Source organism: Streptomyces goshikiensis, from assembly GCF_014650555.1.
Classification (GTDB): domain Bacteria; phylum Actinomycetota; class Actinomycetes; order Streptomycetales; family Streptomycetaceae; genus Streptomyces; species Streptomyces goshikiensis.
In genome coordinates this window covers 191,889-212,600 of sequence record NZ_BMVE01000004.1, presented here as the reverse complement: position 1 = coordinate 212,600, position 20,712 = coordinate 191,889, and the positions used below count along the sequence as shown (strand labels likewise).

15 protein-coding genes are annotated in these 20,712 nt (G+C 70.3%); 4 read left to right on the top strand and 11 right to left on the bottom strand.

Annotated elements, in window-relative coordinates; all coding sequences use genetic code 11:
• The first annotated feature begins 90 nt into the window (after positions 1-90).
• Positions 91-708 (top strand): GNAT family N-acetyltransferase, encoded by a 618-nt coding sequence (locus IE248_RS14280; protein WP_008741653.1) that lies wholly within the window; start codon positions 91-93, stop codon positions 706-708.
• Between the two features lie 69 nt (positions 709-777).
• Here IE248_RS14280 and trxA read toward each other — a convergent pair whose 3' ends face one another.
• From trxA to IE248_RS14245, 7 genes are all read right to left on the bottom strand, one after another.
• Entirely contained in the window at positions 778-1,119 is a 342-nt protein-coding gene (gene trxA, locus IE248_RS14275; RefSeq protein WP_008741654.1) for a thioredoxin, read from the bottom strand.
• 50 nt (positions 1,120-1,169) lie between these two features.
• Positions 1,170-2,129, bottom strand: a complete 960-nt coding sequence (gene trxB, locus IE248_RS14270) for a thioredoxin-disulfide reductase (protein WP_008741655.1) — start codon at positions 2,127-2,129, stop codon at positions 1,170-1,172.
• A gap of 124 nt (positions 2,130-2,253) precedes the next feature.
• Positions 2,254-3,222 (bottom strand): anti-sigma factor family protein, encoded by a 969-nt coding sequence (locus IE248_RS14265; protein ID WP_190030896.1) that lies wholly within the window; start codon positions 3,220-3,222, stop codon positions 2,254-2,256.
• Entirely contained in the window at positions 3,219-3,932 is a 714-nt protein-coding gene (sigM, locus tag IE248_RS14260) for an RNA polymerase sigma factor SigM (RefSeq protein WP_008741657.1), read from the bottom strand. Before sigM ends, IE248_RS14265 begins: the two co-directional genes overlap by 4 nt.
• 23 nt (positions 3,933-3,955) lie before the next feature.
• The gene (locus IE248_RS14255; protein WP_100581290.1) at positions 3,956-5,674 is read right to left on the bottom strand and encodes a protein kinase family protein; all 1,719 of its coding nucleotides are present in this window, start codon (positions 5,672-5,674) and stop codon (positions 3,956-3,958) included.
• 117 nt (positions 5,675-5,791) lie between these two features.
• A complete protein-coding gene (gene murJ / locus IE248_RS14250; RefSeq protein ID WP_008741660.1) occupies positions 5,792-7,969 on the bottom strand; it encodes a murein biosynthesis integral membrane protein MurJ in 2,178 nt (725 codons plus the stop codon).
• A 46-nt stretch (positions 7,970-8,015) separates the two neighbouring features.
• The gene (locus IE248_RS14245) at positions 8,016-10,277 is read right to left on the bottom strand and encodes a DUF6049 family protein (protein ID WP_079196203.1); all 2,262 of its coding nucleotides are present in this window, start codon (positions 10,275-10,277) and stop codon (positions 8,016-8,018) included.
• A 184-nt stretch (positions 10,278-10,461) separates the two neighbouring features.
• On the opposite strand from IE248_RS14245, the gene IE248_RS14240 reads away from it, so the two are divergent.
• The gene (locus IE248_RS14240) at positions 10,462-11,904 is read left to right on the top strand and encodes a CCA tRNA nucleotidyltransferase (protein ID WP_073774001.1); all 1,443 of its coding nucleotides are present in this window, start codon (positions 10,462-10,464) and stop codon (positions 11,902-11,904) included.
• Positions 11,905-12,004: 100 nt separating this feature from the next.
• On the opposite strand, the gene IE248_RS14235 is transcribed toward IE248_RS14240, so the two are convergent.
• The 3 genes from IE248_RS14235 to IE248_RS14225 form a co-directional block, all read right to left on the bottom strand.
• Positions 12,005-13,273, bottom strand: coding sequence for an MFS transporter (locus tag IE248_RS14235; protein WP_190030895.1), 1,269 nt, complete (start codon positions 13,271-13,273; stop codon positions 12,005-12,007).
• A 106-nt stretch (positions 13,274-13,379) separates the two neighbouring features.
• Complete coding sequence (locus IE248_RS14230) at positions 13,380-14,462, bottom strand: inositol-3-phosphate synthase (RefSeq protein ID WP_008741664.1); 1,083 nt, start codon at positions 14,460-14,462, stop codon at positions 13,380-13,382.
• Positions 14,463-14,512: 50 nt separating this feature from the next.
• Positions 14,513-15,115 carry a PadR family transcriptional regulator gene (locus IE248_RS14225; protein WP_008741665.1) on the bottom strand — a complete coding sequence of 201 codons (603 nt, stop codon included), beginning with the start codon at positions 15,113-15,115 and terminating at the stop codon, positions 14,513-14,515.
• 274 nt (positions 15,116-15,389) lie between these two features.
• Between IE248_RS14225 and IE248_RS14220 the strand changes: the two genes are divergently transcribed.
• Positions 15,390-18,041, top strand: coding sequence for a transglycosylase domain-containing protein (locus tag IE248_RS14220; protein WP_229895312.1), 2,652 nt, complete (start codon positions 15,390-15,392; stop codon positions 18,039-18,041).
• A gap of 86 nt (positions 18,042-18,127) precedes the next feature.
• Complete coding sequence (locus tag IE248_RS14215; RefSeq protein ID WP_190030894.1) at positions 18,128-19,606, top strand: glycosyltransferase family 87 protein; 1,479 nt, start codon at positions 18,128-18,130, stop codon at positions 19,604-19,606.
• A gap of 36 nt (positions 19,607-19,642) precedes the next feature.
• Here the strand turns inward: IE248_RS14215 and IE248_RS14210 are convergent, their stop codons facing one another.
• Entirely contained in the window at positions 19,643-20,674 is a 1,032-nt protein-coding gene (locus IE248_RS14210) for an alanine racemase (RefSeq protein WP_073797754.1), read from the bottom strand.
• Between the last annotated feature and the right edge of the window lie 38 nt (positions 20,675-20,712).

Here is a 20,712-nt window from a genome sequence, read left to right as displayed (position 1 = left end):
GGGGCGGGCCGTACCGGTGGGAGCCGGCGCGGTCCGCCCCTTTGCCTTGCTGCGGTTTCACCTGATTCGAGCTCTGGATACGATGCCGTCATGGGTCGTCGGCTGGTACCGCTCACGCTGGACAACCTCCAGGATCTGCCCAGGCGTTGCCGCTCCTGTGTGTTCTGGGAACTCGACCCCGTGAGCGGCGAAGCCGCCGTGAAGGCGGGGACTCCGGAGCTGGAGAAGGAAGCGTGGATCTCCGCCGTCCTTCTGGAGTGGGGCTCCTGCGGCCGGGTGGTCTACGTGGACGAGGTCCCGGTGGGGTTCGTGATGTACGCGCCGCCCGCGTACGTGCCGCGTTCGACGGCCTTCCCGACCAGCCCGGTCTCTCCTGACGCGGTCCAGCTGATCACGGCATGGATCATGCCGGGCTATCAGGGGCAGGGGCTGGGGCGGGTGATGGTCCAGACGGTGGCGAAGGACCTGTTGCGGCGGGGCTTCCGCGCCATCGAGGCGTTCGGGGACGCGCGGTGGGACGGCCCGGCCTGTCTGCTCCCGGCGGACCATCTGCTCTCGGTGGGGTTCAAGACGGTGAGGCCGCATCCGGTTCATCCACGGCTGCGGCTGGAGTTGCGTTCGACGCTGTCGTGGAAGGAAGACGTCGAGCTGGCGCTGGACCGGCTGCTGGGCGCGGCGCGCAAGGAACCGGTACTGCGCCCGCTGTGAGCGGTGCTACGCGAACGGGGCCGCCCTGGTAGGGGCGGCCCCGTTTCACGTGAAACAACGGGAGGTGCGTCAGACGGCCTTGGCCTGGACGAAGCCCTCCAGGTCGCGCAGGATGGCGGCCTTCGGCTTGGCACCGACGATGGTCTTGGCGACCTCGCCGCCCTGGTAGACGTTCAGGGTCGGGATGGACATGACGCCGTAGCGGGCGGCCGTGGCCGGGTTCTCGTCGATGTTGAGCTTGACGATCTCGATCTGGTCGCCGTACTCGGCCGCGATGGCCTCCAGGGACGGCGCGATCTGACGGCACGGGCCGCACCAGGCGGCCCAGAAGTCCACCAGCACGGGCTTGTCGCTGGCGAGGACCTCGGTGTCGAAGTCAGCGTCGGTCACGTTCTTGAGGGTGCCGGCCACAGCGGCCTCCTTATTCCTGCGGGGTGTGGTGTGGGGGTGAACTGGGGGGGTCAGACAGTCGCGGTGGCGTGCTCGGCGTCCGCGAGGGCGGCGAGGTAACGCTCGGCGTCGAGGGCGGCGGAACAGCCGGTGCCGGCGGCGGTGATGGCCTGACGGTAGGTGTGGTCGACGACGTCGCCGGCGCCGAAGACACCCGTGATGTTGGTGCGGGTGGAGGGCGCCTCGACCTTGAGGTAACCCTCTTCGTCCAGGTCCAGCTGGCCGGTGAAAAGCTCGGTGCGGGGGTCGTGACCCACGGCGATGAAGAGGCCGGTCACGGGCAGCTCGGAGGTCTCACCGGTCTTGGTGTTGCGCAGGGTCAGACCGGAGAGCTTCGGGTCGCCGTGGATCTCGGCGACCTCGCTGTCCCAGGCGAACTTGATCTTCGGGTCGGCGAAGGCGCGGTCCTGCATGGCCTTGGAGGCGCGGAGGCTGTCGCGGCGGTGGACGATGGTGACGCTCTTGGCGAAGCGGGAGAGGAAGGTCGCCTCCTCCATCGCGGTGTCGCCGCCGCCGACCACGGCGATGTCCTGGTCCTTGAAGAAGAACCCGTCACAGGTCGCGCACCAGGAGACGCCACGGCCGGAGAGGGCGTCCTCGTTGGGCAGGCCGAGCTTGCGGTGCTGCGAGCCGGTGGTGACGATGACGGCCTTCGCGCGGTGCACGGTGCCGGCCGTGTCGGTGACGGTCTTGATCTCGCCCGTCAGGTCGACGGAGACGATGTCGTCGGGGATGAGCTCGGCACCGAAGCGCTCGGCCTGGCCGCGCATGTTGTCCATGAGGTCGGGACCCATGATCCCGTCCTGGAACCCGGGGAAGTTCTCGACCTCGGTGGTGTTCATCAGCGCGCCGCCGGCGGTCACGGCGCCTTCGAAGACCAGGGGCTTGAGCGAAGCGCGGGCGGTGTACAGGGCGGCGGTGTAACCGGCCGGCCCGGAGCCGATGATGATCACGTTTCGTACGTCGCTCACGGGTACTTTCCTCGTCTCTGCGGACTGCGTGCTGCCTACTGGGGGCCGGTGCGGACTCTCACCCCACCCAACGGATCCTAAGGCGCGCACATTCCCCGCTTGTCCGCGTGCCGCCCCGATCGGGTCAGCTTCGCGGGTAGGTGCTGGTCAGCAGGGGCTTTCCGGGGGCTGTCGTGGGGGTGTTCACACAGCCGGCGTCGACGAGATAGGCGTCCACCCGGGCGGCGTCGCCGGGGTGGGGGAGAACGACGAGGTACACGGGGGTGCCCTGGTAGCTGCCGCGTTCGGTGGCCAGCGGGGCGTCCGGGCGGCCGGTGGCCTCCTGCACGCAGGGCGGGACGGAGGGGACCGCGCGGTCCTGGGGGGCGACTCCCGGAGCGGGAGTGGTGTTCTCCAGCCCGAAGGTCTTGTTGCCCCCTCCCGTCTCGGCCTTGGCGCCGTCCGAGGCGGCGAGCAGCTGCTGGACGCTGCTCCGCAGGCCCTGCGCGGTGTAGGTGTCCGCCGAGGGCTGGGCTGCGCTGCTTTCGGCCCTGCCTCGGGTGGCCGTGTCGTGGGAGGGCGTGCCGGTGGGGCCGCCCAGCAGGAAGACGGCGAGGGCGAAGGCGCCGGCCCCGGCGAGGCCCGCCACGACGGCGATCCGGCGGCGGGCGCGTCGCCGGCCAGGTCCGGTTGCGCCGGACGGGTGACCGGCGGGCCGGCGGCCGCCGGATCCCGCTGCCGGGAGGGCCGGGACGGCCGGTGCGGCCGGTGTCTCCGTGTCGGCTTCCGCGGGCGGTGCCACCGGCGGGACACCGGTGTGGTCCTGGGCGGAGGGCGGGTCATCGGTGCGGTGCGCGGTGGAGTCGAGGAGCGCCTCGGCGGCGAGGGCCGCGTCGATGCGCCCGGCGACGTCCGAGGGCATCCGGGCAGGGCCCGGGAGGGTGCCGAGGAGCGCGCGGATCTCTTCGAGGGAGGCCTGGACGTCGGCGCACAGGTCGCAGTCGCCGAGGTGGCGGCGCACTTCGGCGGTGCGGGCCGGGGAGAGGAGTCCTTCGGTCAGCTCGGAGATCTCCGAGACGTCCGGGTGCCGGATCGTGCCGGTTGTGTGAGTCACGCTCGTCCACCTCCGCCCTTCACAGCGTCTGGATCCGGGGCCGGGTGCGGGGCCGGATGCATGGGGCTTGCCGCTGGTGGGACGGGTGTCCCCGGCGTTCGGTTCCTTCCCCGCTCGGTGGTGCCGTTATCCCCGGCATTGGTGCGTAGATGGGTGAGCATCGGGAGGAGCTTGGCCCGGCCGCGCGCGCACCGGCTCTTCACGGTGCCGGTGGGGACGTCGAGGATGCGGGCGGCCTCGGCCACCGGGTATCCCTGCATGTCGACGAGGACGAGCACGGCCCGCTGCTCCGCCGGGAGGGTGGCCAGGGCGGCCAGCAGCTGGCGGTGCAGGTCCTGGCGTTCCGCGGGTGCCTCGGCGGACTCGTGGGGCTCCAGGAGGCGCTCCAGGCGCTCCGTGTCGTCCAGGGGCGAGGTCTTGCGGGAGGCCGCCTTGCGGGCCCGGTCGAGGCAGGCGTTGACGGTGATGCGGTGCAGCCAGGTGGTGACGGCGGATTCGCCGCGGAAGGTGTGGGCGGCCCGGTAGGCGGAGACGAGGGCGTCCTGGACGGCGTCGGCGGCTTCCTCGCGGTCTCCGAGGGTGCGCAGGGCGACGGCCCACAGCCGGTCCCGGTGACGGCGTACGAGCTCACCGAAGGCGTCGGGGTCTCCGGCGGCGTGCAGCGCCAGGAGTTCCTGGTCGCTGCGGCCGCCGGTCTCGGCGTCGTCCAACGGTGAGCCCCTCCCCTGCCGCGTCAGCCGGCGAACTTCACATCCGTGATGGCCTGCTTGTACCCCGGTTTGGTGTAGTCGTCCGCACCGGCCTGCGGCATGGCGGTGATCCACAGGAGGACGTAGCGCGTCTTGACCGGGGTTTCCGCGGTCAGCTTGAGCGCGCTGTTCGAGCTGGTGGCGCCGACGATCTTCTTCATGGAGGAGACCGGCGTCTGCGAGGACATGTTCTTGGTCGCGTACAGCGTGACGGTGGTGTGGTTGCCGGCGTACTTCAGCGCTATCTCGGCGGCGCTGACGTCCTGCTCGGCGCCGAGGTCGTAGACGATGCCGAGGCCCTCCTTGACCTTCACCTCGGGACCGTCGTAGAAGGTGCGGGTCCGCCAGAAGGTGGAGGAGTCCCCGTCGTAGGTGTGGGGGACGCCGTCGAGGTCCTGGGGCGTGCCGTCGGGGTAGTACTCCTCGCCCCGCTTGATGGCGATCGGCTCAGGCGCCTTCTTCTCCGGTGCGTCGTCGCCGGTGGTGGTCGGCTGGTGCTGGTTGTCGCTGCTCTGGTTGCTGTGTTCCAGGAGCGTGTCGGCGAGCTGCCAGCTGCCCAGGCCGAGGGCGGCGATGAGCAGGGCCGCGACACCCCACTTGAGGGCCTTGCCGGTGCGGCTCTGCAGCGGGGGCGGCGGGGGCGTGACGGCGAGGGTCTGGGCGACGGGCCCGCCGGGAGGCGTGGGACGGCCGTAGCTGCCCTGCTGGTACGTGGTGTGCTGGTACTCGGGCGGGGCGGTGAAGACGGGCTCCGGCGGCCGGATGCGGGGCATCGCGGCGACGGCCTTGGCCAGTTCCTCGGGGGTGGTGCAGGCGGGCTCCTGGCGCGAGGCGGTGGCCCCGTCGTTGGCGAGGGCGCGCATGGCGAGCTCGCCCAGGCCCCGGTGGACGCCGGCGCGGACCTGGTCGGGAGCGATCAGGCCGACGCCCTTGGGCAGGCCGGTGAGGCCGTAGGCGTCGCTCTCGTAGGGCCAGCGCTGGGTGAGGGCGGCGTACAGGAGGGCGCCGATGGCCTCGGTGTCCGCGCGCTGCGGGGTCTCGCTGGTGATGCCGCGCAGGGCGGCGTTCACGGCGAGGCCGCGGATGCGGTACTGGCCCGTGGAGGTGCGCAGTATCGCGCTGGGCGTCAGGCGCAGGTGGGACAGGCCTTCGCGGTGGGCGGCGGCCATGGCCTGGGAGACCTGGCTGACGAGCTGGTAGGCCTCGTGGGCCTCCAGCGGCCCCACCGCGAGGAGCGCGGTGAGTTCGGTGGCGTCGGGCAGCCACTCGTGGACGACGTAGACGAGGTCGTTCTCCTCGACCGCGTCGAGGACCTGGACGAACCGGGGGTCGCCGAGGAGGGCGGAGGAACGGGCCGCGGCCAGCACGGAGCGGGCCCGCGGGTGGTCGGCGGGCAGCAGGTGGACGCCCACGGCGCGGCGGAGCTTCTCGTCCATCGCGCGCCAGCTGCTGAATCCGTCCAGACGGGTGACGCACTCTTCGAGCCGGTAGCGTCTGGCGAGTTTGTGACCGCTGTGGAGTTCGGGCGCAGCCGAGGGGGCCACGCTCGCGCGTTCGCCTTCCTTCTCGGGCATGGGTCCGTCCGCGGCTTGTCGGTTCTGGGTGTCCACCCCGTCGGCCGTGGCCTTGGCCGCTCCTGCGGCCAGCGGCTCGTCGCCGCTGTTGTCGGCCACGTCGACGGCAGCCGTGCTACGTTCCGCCACCGTCGTCCCTGCCTCCCCATCCGTTGCGCGCTGTCGGCCAGTCTGCGAAGCCATGCCAATTGTGCCCACAGTCTGGCGCTATGCACGACACGCGAAGAGGGGCAACGGTTGTGCGCATCAGCGCCCCATGCGCCCGCGGACCATTCCGACCATCGCGTTGAGCTCTTCGATGCGCATGCGCTTGGCCGCGGCGAGGAACACGGCGGCCAGGGCGATGAGTCCGGCGACCAGGGCCGCGGTGGAACCCAGGGGTCCGCTGCCCAGCCACTGGGTGATCCCGTACGCGACGGCGCCGGCGACGGCGGCGGCCGGGACACAGGCGCCGATGAGCCGGGTGTAGGTGCGCATCACGTGGGCGCCGTCGAGGTCGCCGCCGAGGCGGGCGCGCAGCCGGCGCCAGGCGACGCCCACGCCCACGGCGTAGCCGAGGCCGTAGGCCGCCGCCATGCCGACCACGGCCCAGCGGGCCGGGAGGACGACGAAGGCGAGGGCGGAGACACCCGCGTTGACCGCGGCGACGATGACGGTGTTGTAGAAGGGCGTCCGGGTGTCCTCGTAGGCGTAGAAGCCGCGCAGGACGACGTACTGGACGGAGTACGGGATCAGTCCGAGGCCGAAGGCCATCAGGATGAAGCCGATGTTCTGGGCGCTCTCCACACCGGACTTGAAGTAGAGCAGGGTGGCCATCGGGACGCCGAGCGCGAGGAACGCGAAGGCGCAGGGCACGATCGCCACGGCCGAGGTGCGCAGACCGTAGGAGATGTCGTCGCGGACGGCGGCGGCGTCTCCGTCGTGGGCGGAGCGGGAGATGCGCGGCAGGACGGCCGTCATGACGGAGACGGTGATGATGGCCTGCGGCATCTGCCAGAGCAGCAGGGCGTAGTTGTAGCCGGTGATGCCGGTACCGCCGTGGCCCTGCTTGTCGGCGACCCCGCCCGCCCAGGTGGCGAGCTGGGTGACGACGACGAGGCCGATCTGGTTGGCGAGGACGAAGAAGAACGTCCACTTGGCCAGGCCGGCGGCCTTGCCGAGGCCGTGTCCCTTCCAGTCGAAGCGCAGACGGGGCTTGAAGCCGGCGTCGCGCAGGTAGGGGATCATCGCGAGGGACTGCACGGCGAGGCCGAGCAGGGTGCCCAGGCCCAGCAGGCGGACGCCCTCGGGGGTGATGCCGGCCTCGGTGACGCCGGTGCTGGTGAAGCCGCCGAAGGCCCAGATGAAGGCGCCGAAGGTGGCGATGACGACGATGTTGTTGAGGACGGGGGTCCACATCATGGCGCCGAACCGGCCGCGGGCGTTGAGGATCTGACCGAGGACCACGTGCACGCCCATGAAGAACATGGTGGGCAGGCAGTAGTGGGCGAACGCGACGGCGACGTCCATCCGCTGCGGGTCGTCGGCGATCTTCTGCGACATCATGCCGATGAACAGCGGGGCCGCGAGGACGCAGATGGTGGTGACCGCGCCGAGCAGCACCATGACGAGGGTCAGCAGGCGGTTGGCGTAGGCCTCGCCGCCGTCCTCGTCGTTCTTCATCGCGCGCACCAGCTGCGGGATGAAGACGGAGTTGAGGGCGCCGCCGCCGACAAGGACGTAGATCATCGTCGGCAGGGTGTTGGCGACCTGGTAGCTGTCGTTGAGGGTGGCGACGCCGATCGCGCCGGCGATGACCAGGGTCCGCAGGAAGCCGGTGATGCGGGAGACGATCGTTCCGGCGGCCATCAGGGCGCTGGACTTGAGCAGACCCGCGGCGCGCCCGGCGGGCTTGCTCGGGGCCGGGGCGGCGACGGGTGCCTCCTCGGCCGGGGTGCGGGGCGCGGCCTGCTGGTCCCGGTAGAGGTGCGCGAACGCGTCGGGGCCGGGCCGGTCGTCCGTCGCGCCGGTCACGAGGGAGTCCACGCCGACGAACTGCGTGGTGGTGGCGTGGTCCCCGTACGGCAGGTGGCGGGAGGGGCCGTCGGGCTCGGGCGGCGGGGTCTGGGCCCACACCCGCGGGTCGGGACCGTGCACGGGCGTGGCCGGGGCCGCGTAGAGGGGGCCGGGCTCCTGGAAGGTGCCGGGCGGGGGCGGGGGGTGGGAGGCGCGGTCGTAGAGCACCTCCGCCACCGGGTCCTGGGCCGAGAGATCCTGCGACCGGTAGGGGTCGTGATCGTAGGCGTCCTGGACATAAGGGTCATGATCCGGCGCGGGCGCAGGCGCGGGAACCTGCCCGGGCACCGGTGTGCCCGGGGCAGTGCCCTGGGAGGGCGCTGGCCCGCCAGTGCCCTGCGCGCGGTCACCGTTGTACGGCGCGTTCATCGAAACCCCACCTCATCGTCCCAGGCCCGACCGGCCACGGCATCGCTCAACGGTCCACTGTCTCACCCGTGCCGGACCCGCTCGCGCTTTGCGGTCCGGTGTCCGGGGACTCGTCACTCGGCTGCGTGTCCTCCTCGGCGGCCGCGCGGGCCGCGACGCGCTTGCGACTGGCGTACATCTTGATGCCTGCCAGTACCAGGAGGAGCACGCCGCCGGCGATCACCAGCATGACGGTGGGAGTGATCTCGGTGGCGTCGACGGTGAACTTGCGTTCCTTGCCGTACGGCACGCCGTCCTTCGTGAACAGCTGCGCCGAGACCTCGACCGGACCGCTCGCGGTGGCGTTCGCGGTGAACTTCAGCGTCTGGCTGTGGTCGGCCTGGACGGTGACTTCCTGCTGGGCCGTGCCGCTGTCGCCGAACATCAGGCGGGTCGGGTTGGCGGACTTCACCCGCAGCACGAGGTCGTGGACGTCCTGGACCAGGCTGTTCTGCACGGTCACGGGGATGGTCGCGCTGTGCCCGGACAGGGTGGCGTCGGACTTCGGGATGACCTTGACCTTCTCGGTCAGGCCGAGCAGGTACCGCTGGGCCTGCTCCCGGTACTCCTTGGCCTCCTCGGGGCGGCCGCGCCACGTGGAGGACATCTCGCGGTTCATGGTGTTGCCGAAGGGGATCTCCACGCGGTCCGGCGCGGAGAGGATCACCTTGAAGTGATCGAGGGTGTTCTGGGTGGTGCGGATGTCCTCGAACGCGGACACCGGCAGCTCCTGCTTGCGCAGGGAATCCGGGTACTGGCCGGCCCCCGGCACCTGGGTGGCGGCGCCCGGGTCGGGCTTCGCCGCGGCCGCGGCCTCCAGATCGGTCGGCTGCGTCCAGCGGCCGCTCTGCAGGCCGCGCAGGGCGGCCGCCATCGTCTGCACCTGGCTGGAGGAGGGCATCCGCTGCGGGGCGACGACGAAGCTGCGCTGCTCCCCGGTGTTCTGCAGGTTGAGGGCGAGGCTGTGGGCCAGGAACCGCTGCACGGCGAGCGTGGAGTTCCCGGCGCCGAGCATGTCGCCCTCGAAGGCGGTGGAGAGGTCCGCGTCGGCCACGACCGCGGTGCTGCCCGCGCCGATGGGCCGGGCGGCTGAGGGGGTGTAGCCCAGGGAGCCGGTCTCACGGAGGCTGTCGCTGCGGGTGAGCACGTTGTGGGCGCCGGCCGAGGTGGCGACGTTCACGATCGACGGGTCGATCGCGCCGTCCACCGGCCAGGAGAAGCCGGTCGACGCGGGCACGTGCAGGACGGTCTCGACGGCCTGCTTCGCCTTGTCGGTGGCGGGCCGCAGCTGGCCCAGGGTGCCCGACACGTCCTTGCCGCGGTGGGCGAGGGAGGCGATGTCGGGGTCGGCGAACGGCAGCGCGACGACCTTCTTGCCCTGGACCGCGCTCTCCAGCGAACTGAGCCACTGCTCGGCCACGGCCTTGTTCTTGCCCTGGACGGTCCGGCCGTCGGGCGTGCGGACCCGGTAGCCCTTGGTCATCGCGTCGACCGTGTAGAGCAGGTCGGGATCGATGACCCAGGTGATGGGCAGCTCCTTGCCGAGCGTGACCATCTGCTCCAGGCGGCCACCGGGCTTCAGCTCGTCGGCGAGTTTGTCGTCCTGGAAGACGGGCGTCTGCGTCTCGTCCGAGCCGGTCTCCGCGGTCAGGTGCGTCGTGGAGATCAGCGGCCATGCGTAGGCCAGGTGGGAGCGCTTGGAGGCAGCCTCCGGCTGCCAGGGCAGGAAGGTCCGCTTGATGCCCAGGACCTGCTCGTACGAGCGGCTCCCGCTCTCCCCGGACAGGGACACGCCGAGCTGGTAGACGCCGTCCTTGTCCAGCGGCAGCTTGTTCACCGGGACCTTGAGGGTGAACGCCTGGCCGGCCTTCGCGGGCAGCGAGTCGATCTTCGCGGCGTACGCGGAGTCGATCTCCGCGGGGTCCGTGCCGGGCCGGAAGGCCGTGCGGTCCGCCACCTCGTCGATAGCGGCCCGGTCTCCCAGCGCCGGCCCGACCCGCAGCCCCACGTGGGCGTTGCTGATCTTCTCGCGGGTGTTGTTGACCACCGTGCCCGAGATCGTCAGCGTGTCGCCCTTGACCGGAGCCGTGGGCGCCAGTGTGTCCAATTGGACATCGACCGGGGCGTCCGCGGCCTCGGCCGGCGGCGCGGGGGCATAGACCAGGGCGGCGAGCACCGGCGTCCCGGCGAGCAGGACGACGGCGCGCCGCAGCCAGCGACGCCGGGCAGGGGCCGGTACTGCCCCCTGGTTGTCTGCCGCCTCGGCCACGCGCCCGCCCGTCCTCGAAGTGTCAGTGGTCGTCGTTTGTGCGTCCACGCATGGTAACGAGACCCGCTGTGCGCGAGTGCCGCGCCTTGCTCCACATGATCGGGTCCGCCCGCCCGCCGCCGTGTGCCGGGGTGGTCACAAACGAGGGAGCTCCCGCCGGGCCGGGCACGTACCCTTTTCTGTTGTGCCGAACGCCAATGAAGACAACCCCAGTGCCCTGAGTCAGGTGCAGCGCCGAGCGGTGAGTGAACTGCTGCGGGTCGCCCCTGTCGCCGACGAGCTCGGCCGCCGTTTCCAGGAGGCGGGATTCCGTCTTGCCCTGGTCGGGGGGTCCGTCCGCGACGCGCTGCTCGGGCGGCTCGGCAACGACCTCGACTTCACCACCGACGCCCGCCCCGAGGACGTCCTGAAGATCGTCCGGCCGTGGGCCGACTCGGTGTGGGACGTGGGGATCGCCTTCGGCACCGTCGGCGCCCACAAGCTCGGCTTCCAGATCGAGGTGACCACCTACCGGTCCGAGTCCTACGACCGGACCTCGCGCAAGCCGGAGGTCTCCTACGGCGACTCGATCGAGGAGGACCTGGTCCGCCGCGACTTCACGGTGAACGCGATGGCCGTCGCGCTGCCCGAGAAGGAGTTCGTGGACCCGCACGGGGGCCTGGAAGACCTCCAGGCGGGCATCCTGCGCACCCCTGGCACGCCGGAGGACTCGTTCTCGGACGATCCGCTGCGCATGCTGCGCGCGGCCCGGTTCGCCGCCCAGCTGGACTTCGAGGTGGCTCCCGAGGTCGTGGCCGCGATGACGGCGATGGCCGACCGGATCGAGATCGTCTCCGCGGAGCGGGTGCAGGGCGAGCTGAACAAGCTGCTGCTGTCGGCGAACCCCCGCAAGGGGCTCGGCCTGCTGGTGGACAGCGGCCTGGCCGACCACGTGCTGCCCGAGCTGCCCGCGCTTCGGCTTGAGAGTGACGAGCACCACCGGCACAAGGACGTCTACGACCACTCGCTGATCGTGCTGGAGCAGGCGATCGCCCTGGAGGAGGACGGTCCGGACCTGGTGCTGCGGCTGGCCGCCCTGCTGCACGACATCGGCAAGCCCCGCACCCGCCGGTTCGAGAGCGATGGCCGGGTCTCCTTCCACCACCACGAGGTGGTGGGCGCGAAGATGACCAAGAAGCGCATGACCGCGCTGAAGTACTCCAACGACATGATCAAGGACGTGTCCCGGCTGGTGGAGCTGCACCTGCGCTTCCACGGCTACGGGGACGGCGAGTGGACGGACTCCGCGGTACGGCGCTACGTCCGTGACGCGGGTCCCCTCCTGGAGCGCCTGCACAAGCTGACCCGCTCGGACTGCACCACCCGCAACAAGCGCAAGGCCAACGCGCTCTCCCGGACCTATGACGGCCTGGAGGAGCGCATCGAGCAGCTCAAGGAGCAGGAGCAGCTCGACGCGATCCGGCCCGACCTGGACGGCAACGAGATCCAGCAGGTGCTGGGCGTCGGCCCCGGCCCGGTGATCGGCAAGGCGTACGCGTTCCTGCTGGACCTGCGGCTGGAGAACGGCCCGATGGGGCACGAAGCGGCGGTCACGGCTCTGAAGGAGTGGTGGGCCGCACAGGCCTGACACCGGACCGCAGCGGTCGGCGGGGTCGATGTTTCACGTGAAACATCGACCCCGTTTCACGTGAAACATCAGCCGGAGCGGGTCAGCCCGAGCCGATGTTTCACGTGAAACATCGGCCCTGGCGCCGCAGGAGCGCCGCGGTCACGGCGTACACGACGGACACGCTCATGATCAGTACGACCGACTGGCCGTCGGCGGGAAGCATCAGGGAGGCGACCGCGGCGGCCCCGACGAACGCGACGTTGAACAGCACGTCGTAGACGGAGAAAACGCGCCCCCGGAACTCGTCGTCCACCTGTGACTGCACGACGGTGTCGGTGGAGATCTTGGCGCCCTGGGTGGCGAGGCCCAGTACGAAGGCGGCGGCCAGCATCGGGCCCGGGGCGAAGAACAGGCCCAGTGCGGGGACCAGGACCGCGGCGCCGGCGGAGCAGGCCGTGATCCAGCCGCGCGTGCCCAGCCGGCCCACGAGCCAGGGCGTGATGACGGCTGCCGTGAAGAATCCGGCGCCGGAGACGCCGACCGCGATGCCCAGCAGGGCCAGGCCGTCCGACTCGTTGTCCGACCAGGAGTAGCGGCAGAGGGTCAGCAGCATGACCGTCAGCGCGCCGTAGCAGAACCGCATCATGGTCATCGCTGCGAGCGCCTGGGCGGCCTCGCGCCGTTCGGCCAGGTGCCGCAGGCCCTCGGTCATGCCCCGGACGGTCAGGGCGATCCCCTCGGCTACGGACGGGTGGGTGTGGCCAGGGGGGTGGTCGGGTCCCAGGAGCCCGATGGCCAGGCGCAGCGACATCAGGGCGGCGGCCAGATACAGCAGGGCCCCGAGCAGGACGACGAGGGCATTGGAGCCCGAGGCCAGCAGCCGTACGAGGAAGGCCAGTCCCCCGCCGGCGGTCGCCGCGAGGGTCCCGGCGGTGGGCGACAGGGCATTGGCGGTGACCAGCTGGTCCGAGCCGACGACCCGGGGCAGCGAGGCGGCGAGTCCGGCCAGGACGAAGCGGTTGACGGCGGTCACCGACAGGGCGGAGGCGTAGAAGAGCCAGTCGGGGACGTGCGCGACGATCAGCAGGCCGGTGACGCAGGCCAGGACGGCCCGCAGCAGGTTGCCGTAGAGGAAGACCTGGCGGCGCCGCCAGCGGTCCAGCAGCACGCCGGCGAAGGGGCCGATCACCGAGTAGGGCAGGAGCAGGACCGCCATGGCCGAGGCGATGGCCGCGGGCGAGGCCTGCTTCTCCGGGGAGAAGACCACGTACGTGGCGAGCGCGACCTGGTACACGCCGTCCGCGGCCTGGGAAAGCAGCCGTACGGCGAGCAGATTGCGGAAATCCCTCAAGCGCAGGAGTACGCGCAGATCACGTACGACAGGCATGAGGGCAAGGGTCACATACGCGGAGGGTCCCCGGGCGTATTGCCCGGGGACCCTCCGCGGAAGAACAGCCGAAGTCCAGGTGTCCTCGCGGACCCTTGGGGTTCGACTAGCGCTCGACCTCGCCCTTGATGAACTTCTCGACGTTGGCCAGGGCCTCGTCGTCGAAGTACTGCACCGGCGGGGACTTCATGAAGTAGCTGGAAGCCGACAGGATCGGGCCACCGATACCGCGGTCCTTGGCGATCTTCGCGGCGCGCAGGGCGTCGATGATGACACCGGCGGAGTTCGGGGAGTCCCACACCTCAAGCTTGTACTCAAGGTTCAGCGGGACATCGCCGAAGGCGCGGCCTTCGAGGCGGACGTAGGCCCACTTGCGGTCGTCGAGCCACGCGACGTAGTCGGACGGGCCGATGTGGACGTTCTTCTCGCCGAGCTCACGGTCGGGGATCTGCGAGGTGACGGCCTGCGTCTTGGAGATCTTCTTCGACTCCAGGCGGTCGCGCTCCAGCATGTTCTTGAAGTCCATGTTGCCGCCGACGTTGAGCTGCATGGTGCGCTCAAGACGGACACCGCGGTCCTCGAACAGCTTCGCCATCACGCGGTGCGTGATGGTGGCGCCGACCTGCGACTTGATGTCGTCGCCGACGATCGGGACACCGGCCTCGGTGAACTTGTCCGCCCACTCCTTGGTGCCGGCGATGAAGACCGGGAGGGCGTTGACGAACGCGACCTTGGCGTCGATGGCGCACTGCGCGTAGAACTTCGCAGCGTCCTCGGAACCGACGGGCAGGTAGCAGATCAGAACGTCGACCTGGCGGTCCTTGAGGATCTGCACCACGTCGACCGGAGCCTCGGCGGACTCCTCGATGGTCATGCGGTAGTACTTGCCCAGACCGTCGTAGGTGTGGCCGCGCTGAACGGTCACACCGGCGTTCGGGACGTCGCAGATCTTGATGGTGTTGTTCTCGCTGGCGCCGATGGCGTCGGAGAGGTCGAGGCCGACCTTCTTCGCGTCGACGTCGAACGCGGCGACGAACTCGATGTCACGCACGTGGTAGTCGCCGAACTGGACGTGCATCAGACCGGGGACCTTGGCCGCCGGGTCGGCGTCCTTGTAGTACTCGACGCCCTGCACCAGCGAGGCGGCGCAGTTGCCCACGCCGACGATGGCTACGCGAACCGAACCCATTCCGGTTGCTCCCTGTTTGTTCTCGGACGAGGTCTGCGAGACCGCAGACCTCACTTTGCAGTTTCGTCGGGCGGGCCGGGATTTCTCTTGTCCCGTCCCGCCCGCTCGCTCTCGATCAGCTCGTTCAGCCAGCGGACTTCGCGCTCCACGGATTCCATTCCGTGTCGCTGCAGTTCAAGCGTGTAGTCGTCGAGGCGTTCCCGCGTGCGGGCGAGCGAGGCCCGCATCTTCTCCAGGCGCTCTTCCAGCCGGCTGCGGCGACCCTCCAGCACCCGCATCCGCACTTCACGTTCGGTCTGGCCGAAGAAGGCGAAGCGGGCGGCGAAGGACTCGTCTTCCCAGGTGTCCGGCCCGGTGTGGGAAAGGAGCTCCTCGAAGTGCTCCTTACCCGCCGCCGTCAACCGGTAGACGATCTTGGCGCGGCGCCCTGCGAGTGAAGCGGCGAGAGCGTCTTCCGGGGCGCTGCCCGGTTCCTCGATCAACCAGCCGTTGGCGACCAGCGTCTTGAGGCAGGGATAGAGCGTCCCGTAGCTGAACGCCCTGAACACACCCAGCGAGGTGTTGAGCCGCTTGCGCAGCTCGTAGCCGTGCATGGGGGATTCGCGAAGCAGGCCGAGGACGGCGAACTCGAGGATGCCTGAGCGTCTGCTCATCCGCCTGCCTCTCCTCCGCCCCTGAGTCTTTATGTCGAGCTGATGTATCGACTCGATACATCCAGACGATAGAACGGGCTGCCCCCGGCGACAAGAGATGGCGTAGTGACCGGCATCACATCACCAATTCGTACGAGGCAAGTTGCCTGATTTGGGGTGAACTTCGACACTGAATGGGTTTTGAGCGTGCGTAGTCTGTGCGCCATGACACCGGGGGGACCGGAACTCACCTGCCGCTTCCAGGCCACTCGCCTGGCCGAGGAGTAGTCGTTCGATGAGCGAGCACCGCCGCAAACCGCCCCAGCCCGAACCCCAGGGCGGGAGCCGCGCCGCGACCCGCCGGGCTGCCCAGCAGCGCCCAGGCCGGGGCGCCCCCGGCGCCGGACGCGACGTACCCACCGCGTCCCCGAGCGTCCCTTACGGCGAGCCGGCCGGCCGCGCCGATGCCCGTAGATCCACCCAGCGGGGGTCCGGCCCCCGTGGCCGCGGTCAGGCGGGCAGGGGTGCGGGGCGCCCGGACAAGCGGCTGATCAACTACCCGCGGTCCGACAAGGACGGCTGGAAGCGCTTCATGCCGTCCTGGAAGCTCGTCGGCGGCACCGCGCTGGGCTTCTTCGCGGTCGTCACCGCCGGCGCCGGCATCGGCATCGCCATGGTGAACACGCCGAACCCGAATCTGGCCGCCAAGGCGCAGAACAACGTCTTCTTCTGGGCAGACGGCACCCAGATGGTCGCGACCGGCGGTTCCATGAACCGGCAGATCGTCCCGATCTCCAAGATCCCCCGCTCGATGCAGGACGCGGTGATCTCGGCCGAGAACGAGTCCTTCGAGACCGACAAGGGCGTCGACCCCATGGGTATCGCCCGCGCCGTGTGGAACATGGCCAAGGGCGGCTCGACCCAGGGTGGCTCGACCATCACCCAGCAGTACGTGAAGAACACCTACCTCGACTCCGACCAGACGCTCAAGCGCAAGGTCACCGAGCTCTTCATCGCAATAAAGCTGGGTGTGAGCGCCGAGAAGGACGACGTCCTCGCGGGCTACCTCAACACCGCGTACTACGGCCGGGACGCCTACGGCATCCAGGCCGCGGCCCGTGCCTACTTCGGCAAGGACTGCGAGGAGCTCACGCCCTCCGAGAGCGCCTTCCTCGCCTCCGTGCTCAAGGGGCCGAACCTGTACAACCCGGACGGCGGCATCGGCACCGCCGCCACCCCGCAGGCCAACACCGAGCGAGCCCGGCAGCGCTGGGCCTGGGTGCTGGACCGCGAGGTCCAGGTCGGCCGGATGCAGAAGGCGGACCGGGACCAGATCAAGGAGTTCCCCAAGCTGGTGGACTCCGAAATGGCCCGCGGCATGTCCGGCCAGATCGGCTACCTGGTCGAGACCGCCAAGCAGTACGTGATGAAGACCAAGGACATCCCGGCCGAGAAGATGGCCCTGGGCGGCTACCAGATCCACACCACCTTCGAGAAGCCGAGGGTGGACGCCCTGGTCAAGGCCGTCGAGGAGACGCGCGACGACTTCCTCGACGAGAAGAAGCGTCCCGACTACGACACCTTCGTGCAGTTCGGCGCCGCCTCCGTGGACGTGAAGTCCGGGGCGATCGTGGCCATGTACGGCGGTCCGGGCTGGGACAAGAAACACTTCACCAACAACGCCAACACCATCGGTGTACCGGTCGGCTCGACCTGGAAGCCGTACGTGCTGGCGGCGGCGCTGGAGTACGGCACCCAGAACTCGAACGGGTCGGGCCTCTCGGTCGACAGCAAGTACCCGGCCAACGACCTCACCGTGATCAACAACCGTCAGGGCAAGCCGCTGACGGGCAGCAACGGCAAGCCGTTCCAGCAGAAGAACGAGAGCTCGACCCCCTACGGATACGTGACCCTGAACGAGGCGATGGAGAAGTCCATCAACGTTCCGTTCGCGCAGCTCGTCTTCGACGTCGGCCACAGCAAGGTCCGCGACGTGGCCAAGTCCACGGGCATCCTCACCGAGTCGATGGACCCGGACAACACCGCCTCCTTCGCGCTGGGCACCTCCACCCCCAGCGCCATCCGGATGGCCGACTCGTACGCCACCTTCGCCGCCTCCGGTACCCACCACGAGCCGTTCTCGGTGACCAAGGTCGAGCAGGACGGCAAGGAGCTGTCCGGCTTCGAGGCTCCCAAGGCGCAGCGCGCCATGGACAACGCCATCGCCGACAACGTCACCAAGGTGCTGGAGAACGTCGTCCAGAACGGCACCGGCGTCAAGGCCAAGAAGCTCAACCGGCCCGTCGCGGGCAAGACCGGCACCACCGACAAGAACAAGTCGGCCTGGTTCGTCGGCTACACCCCGGAGCTGTCCACCGCGGTCACCCTGTTCCGTACCGACCCCACCTCGGCGGACAAGAAGCTCATGTCCATGAACCACGTGGGCGGTGTCGACTCCATCCACGGTGGTGACATCCCGACCGTGATCTGGACCGAGTACATGCGCGAGGCGCTCAAGGGACTCCCCTCCAAGGAGTTCCCCGAGCCCGACGACATCGGCGTCACCGCGGACGCCTCCGGCGCGCCCTCCCCGAGCCCCTCGGTCGCTCCCTCGCCGTCCACGCCGCCGTCGCCGTCCACGTCGCCGAGCACCTCGCCCCCGGTCTCCCCGAGCCCGTCGGGCGGAGGCAAGCCCTCCTGCAAGCCGTGGCGGGTGTGCTACGACCCGACGACGAACGGGGGCACCACCAGCGGCGCCGACAACGGCGGAGTCAACGGCGGGGGTGTCAACGGCGGAGCGGCCAACGGCGGAGGCGTCAACGGCGGAGGGGCCGACGGCGGACCCACCGGGCCTCCGTCGCCGCCCACGGGCAAGCCGGGCCGGCCGGGCGGCATCACCGGCTGGGGCGGCACGTCCACCGGGACCACCGCCGGTACCGGGGGCTGACCCGCCCCGCCCCGCGCTGACGAGGGCCGTCGCACCCCGTGCGGCGGCCCTCCCTCATGCCCGGCCCCGTACGGCAGGATGTGCGCATGACGAAGGTGCACGAGGAACCGCCCGTACTGCCCACCCAGCAGGACGAGGTCGCCGCGGCCGGCAGCGAACTCATCGGCGGCCCGCTCGGCCGGCACGCCCGGCTGGGCGGCCACCGGCTGACTCCCGTGCGGGTCGTCATCCTCGTCGCCCTCGGGATGTTCGCGCTCGGCATGGTCCAGAAGCTCCCCTGCTACGACTGGGCCTGGTTCCAGGGAGCGGGTTCGCAGTACACCCACGCCTGCTACTCCGACATCCCGCACCTGTACTCCGCGCGCGGCTTCGCCGACGGGCTCATCCCGTACTTCGACCGGTTCCCCGACGGCGACCCGAAGTACGGCGACATGCAGTACGTCGAGTACCCGGTCCTGACCGGCGCCTTCATGCAGTTCGCCTCCTGGCTCACCCCGGGCGGCGGCTCCATCCAGCACCGCGAGCAGCTGTACTGGATGGTCAACGCGGGCATGCTGATGATCTGCGCGGTGGTCATCGCCTACTGCGTCGCCCGCACCCACCGCCGCCGGCCCTGGGACGCGCTGCTCTTCGCCCTCGCGCCCGCCTTCGCCCTCACCGCGACGATCAACTGGGACCTGCTGGCCATCGCTCTGACCGCCGCCGCGACGCTGATGTGGTCCCGTGGCCGGGCGGTCCTGTTCGGCGTGTTCATCGGACTGGCCACCGCCGCCAAGCTCTACCCGGTACTGCTGCTCGGCGTGCTGTTCGTGCTCTGCTGGCGGGCCGGGAAGTGGCGCGCGTTCGGCGCCGCCCTGCTGGGCGCGGCCGGCTCCTGGCTCCTGGTCAACGGGCCGGTCATGTACTTCGCCTGGGACGGCTGGAAGCGGTTCTACGTCTTCAGCCAGGAAAGGCCCATCGACTTCGGCTCCGTGTGGCTGCTGATCTCCCAGCGCTCCGGCAACCCCCTCGACGGCGCCAACACCTACGCGACGGTCCTGACGCTGCTGCTGTGCGCCGCCATCGGCCTGCTCACCCTGGCGGCCCCGCGGCGCCCCCGTTTCGCGCAGCTGGCCTTCCTGGTGGTGGCCGCGTTCATCCTGGCGAACAAGGTCTACTCGCCGCAATACGTGCTGTGGCTCATCCCGCTCGCCGCGCTGGCCCGGCCGCGCTGGCGGGACTTCCTGATCTGGCAGACCGGCGAGGTCATGTACTTCCTCGGCATCTGGTTCTACCTCGCCTACACGACCAGCGGGGACAAGCACCAGGGCCTGCCCGTGGAGGGCTACCAGCTGGCGATCGCCGCCCACCTGATCGCGACGCTCTACCTGTGCGCCGTCGTCGTCCGCGACATCCTGCTGCCCGAACGGGACGTGGTGCGCCAGGACGGCTCGGACGACCCCTCCGGCGGTGTCCTGGACGGCGCCGAGGACGTGTTCACCCTGGCGCACATGACGAAGGCGCCGCAGGATGCGGCGCCTTCGCAGGGACAGCGGGTCGAGTGGGGAGCGGACCTCAGGGACTGAGCGGCCCCCGCGGCCGGCCCGTCACCACCCGGTGGATCAGGCGTCCAGCACCCGGTCGAACTGGGTGGTGGTGTGTCGCAGGTGCGCCACCAGCTCGTCGCCGACCTTCGGCTCGGTCGCGTCCGAGGGCACGAACAGGATCGACACCTGCATGTGCGGCGGCTCCGCGAACCAGCGCTGCTTGCCCGCCCAGACGAACGGGGACAGGTTCCGGTTCACCGTGGCCAGGCCCGCGCGGGCCACGCCCTTGGCGCGCGGCATGACCCCGTGGAGGGCCTTGGGAGCCTCCAGCCCCACCCCGTGCGAGGTGCCGCCCGCGACCACGACGAGCCAGCCGTCGGAGGCGGCCTTCTGCTGGCGGTAGCCGAACCGGTCGCCCTTCGACACGCGCGTGACGTCCAGGACCGCGCCGCGGTACTGGGTGGCCTCGTGGTCGCCGAGCCACAGCCGGGTGCCGATGCGGGCCCGGAAGCGGGTCTGCGGGAACTGCTGCTGGAGCCTGGTCAGCTCCTGGGCCTTGAGGTGGCTCACGAACATCGTGTGCAGCGGCAGCCGGGCCGCGCGCAGCCGGTCCATCCAGCCGATGACCTCCTCGACGGCGTCCGAGCCGTCAGGGCGGTCCAGCGGCAGGTGCAGGGCGAAGCCCTCCAGGCGGACGTCCTCGATCGCCGAGTGGAGCAGTCCCAGGTCCTGCTCGGAGATGCCGTGGCGGCGCATCGAGCTCATGCACTCGATGACCACCCGGGCGCCGACCAGGCCGCGGACCCCGTCCACCGAGGACACCGAGCGGATGACCCGGTCCGGCAGGGGAACCGGTTCCTCGCCCCGCCGGAACGGGGTGAGGACGAGCAGGTCGCCGCCGAACCAGTCCTTGATGCTGGCGGCCTCGTACGTGGTGCCGACGGCGAGGATGTCGGAGCCCATCCGGGTCGCCTCTTCGCACAGCCGCTCATGGCCGAAGCCGTAGCCATTGCCCTTGCAGACGGGGATCAGCCCGGGGAACTGGTCCTGGATCTGCTTCTGGTGCGCACGCCAGCGCGCGGTGTCGACGTAGAGCGTGAGCGCCATGCCCGTCCGGAGCCTCTCTGGAAAACAGCTGCCTGTGC